We start from the raw sequence: 3,055 nt of genomic DNA, 5'->3' as shown, positions 1-3,055 counted from the left end.
TATTTATAAGTTACAAAGTTAATTTTTGATATATTCTTTATATTATTAGCTTAGGAGTTTTAATGAGTGCAAACGAAACTACTTTTGAAATCATCTTAGAAAAATTAAAAAAAGCAAATTTAAACACTAGATCGAAGGGATCTATGTTTGAAAAACTTTCAAAACATCTTTTAAAAGAAAAAGATACAGCAAATATTTATAAAAATATTTATCTTTGGGATGAATGGGATAAAAAAGATGGGCAAGATTGTGGTATTGATCTAATCATTCAAACAAAAGATGATGATTATATTGCAGTTCAATGTAAATTTTATGAAAATTCAAAAGTAGATTTTAAAGATTTAAGTACTTATTTTAGCAAGTTGCAAAGTGGAATAGGGGAGATTAAATTTAGTAAAGGCATTATTATAAGTACTAGCAATCTTACTCAAAACGCTAAAAAAGAGATGGAGCAAATTTTAAAAAACACACCTATAGAATTGATCACTTTAGAAGATTTTTTAAATTCAAACATAAGTTGGGATAAATTTGATCCAAATAATTCTTTAGAGCTGCCAATTACTGCAAAGAAAAAACCAAGAGAACATCAAATACAAGCCATAAATAACACAAAAGAATATTTTGCAAACAAAAATAATACAAGAGGCAAGCTTATCATGGCTTGTGGTACTGGGAAAACTTTTACTTCTTTAAAAATTATAGAAGAAATTACTCCTAAAAATTCCATTGTTTTATTTTTAGCTCCTAGTATAGCTTTAGTAGGGCAAACATTTAGAGAATATTGCAAAGAGAAAACTGATGATTTTGTTGCTTCTATTGTATGCTCAGATAGTAAATCAGGTAAAAGCATTGAAGATGATATAGATATTTTAGAATTGCCCATTCCTGCTTCTACTGATACACAAAGCATTAAAAAAGCTTACGATATAGCTAAAAAAGACAACAAAAGATTTATCATCTTTTCTACTTATCAAAGTGTTGAAAAAATCATGCAAGCTCAAAAACAAAACGATCTAGATGAGATTGATCTAATCATTTGCGATGAAGCTCACAGAAGTGTAGGAAATTTATATTCAGGTAAGGAAAAAGATAAACTAAATACTTTTACTCTATGCCATAGTGATGAAAACATCAAAGCCAAAAAAAGAATTTACATGAGTGCTACTCCAAAGATTTATTCTAGTTCTCAAAAAAGCAAAGCTTTGGAAAGTGATAATGAAGTATTTTCTATGGATGATGAAGAAATTTTTGGAGATGAAATTTATAGTATTAATTTTAGAGAAGCAGTTGAAAAAGGCTTACTTACCGATTATAAAGTTATTATTTTAGCTATCAAACAAGAAGGTATTGCAAACATAGCAAATACAGCCATAGCAAAATTAAAAGATGAAAAAAATGTAGATGAAAAATATGTAGATATAGACTTTGTATCTAAAATCATAGGTACGCATAAAGGTTTAGCAAGAAATGATTTAGTTGCTCTTGATGAAAATAACCAAATAGATAATGACTTTTTAGAAGAAATGGATAGTAATATTTCAAGAAGAGTTATAAATTTTTGCAAAAGCATAAGAGATTCTAAAAATATAACCAATTCTTTTAAAATTATTATGCAATGCTATGATGAAGCATTAAAAAAAGATTCTTTTAAAAATCTTGATATAAACATAGATCATGTTGATGGAACTATGAACTCCAATATAAGATTAAACAAACTAAATAATCTCAACTCCCCAAAAGAAAATACTTGTAATATACTAAGCAATGCAAGATGTTTAAGTGAAGGTGTGGATGTACCTGCTTTAGATAGTGTAGTATTTTTTGATGGAAGAAATTCTATGGTAGATATAATCCAATCAGTAGGTAGAGTAATGAGAAAAGCTCCAAATAAAAAAACAGGTTATATCATACTGCCTTTAGCATTAAGCGAGAATGAGCTTTCAAATTTAGATGAGGCTATAAAAAATACCAATTTTTTAAATATATGGAATATCTTAAAAGCCCTAAGAAGTCACGATGATACCTTAGTAGATGAGGCTGTATTTAAAGAAAAGATCAAAATAGCTGTGGCTGATTATGTGGCAGATGAAAGCTCAAATAATACAGATAAAAACTATGAGCCAAGCTTGTTTGATAGCTTCACCTTAAGCGAACTTGCAAACACGATGTATAATGCCATACCAACTAAGCTTGGCGATAAAGGTTACTGGCAAAGCTTTAGTGTAAAAACAGCTAAAATAGTAGAAAAATTAAATATAAGATTAAATGCTATCTTTAAAGATCATCCTGAAATTTTAGAAGAATTTTTAACTTCCTTAAAAGAAAATATTCACCCAAACATCAAAGAAGATGAAGCCATAGATATGATATGTTCTCACATTATAACTAAACCTATATTTGATGTTTTATTTGATAAAAATATGGATGATAATCCTATAGGAAAAGCTCTTGATGAAGTAAATCAAAAGTTAAATACCTTTGGTTTAGATGATGAAGAAACAAGATCTTTAAAAGCCTTTTATAAAAACGTAGAAGAAAATGTAAAATTAGCAAAAAGTCAAAAAAGCAAACAAGAACTCATTAAAAACTTATACGATACCTTCTTTAGATCGGCTTTTAAAAAACAAGCTGAAAAATTAGGCATAGTTTATACTCCTATACAAGTGGTTGATTTTATACTTCATTCTGTTAATGAGCTTTTAAAAAGACATTTTAATACAGATTTTAACGATGAAAATGTAAAAATCTTTGATCCATTCACTGGAACTGGAAGTTTTATCACAAGATTATTAAGTAAAGAAAATGACTTAATTAGCGATGAAAATTTCAAAAACAAATACGAAAAAGCAATTTTTGCTCAAGATATAATCTTGCTTGCTTATTATATAGCGCTTATTAACATTACTCAAACTGGTAGTGAAAGGATAAATACTTTAGATAAATTTAAAAATATAGCCTTAGCTGATAGTCTTGATTATCTAGATAAAAAAACACAAGATAATGGCTTATTTGCTTTAGAATTTAAAGATTTAGAAGAAAATAAAAAGATCAAAGA

The 3,055-nt window shown here is 27.5% G+C and carries 1 protein-coding gene; it reads left to right on the top strand.

Annotated elements, in window-relative coordinates:
- Window positions 1-62 precede the first annotated feature (62 nt).
- The coding region (locus tag L8V85_RS08235; RefSeq protein WP_263737819.1) for a DEAD/DEAH box helicase family protein at window positions 63-3,055 on the top strand (2,993 nt) is incomplete at its 3' end.

This window comes from Campylobacter sp. IFREMER_LSEM_CL2090 (assembly GCF_025771865.1).
Classification (GTDB): Bacteria; Campylobacterota; Campylobacteria; order Campylobacterales; family Campylobacteraceae; genus Campylobacter_D; species Campylobacter_D lari_D.
This window is presented reverse-complemented; position numbering and strand designations above follow the sequence as displayed.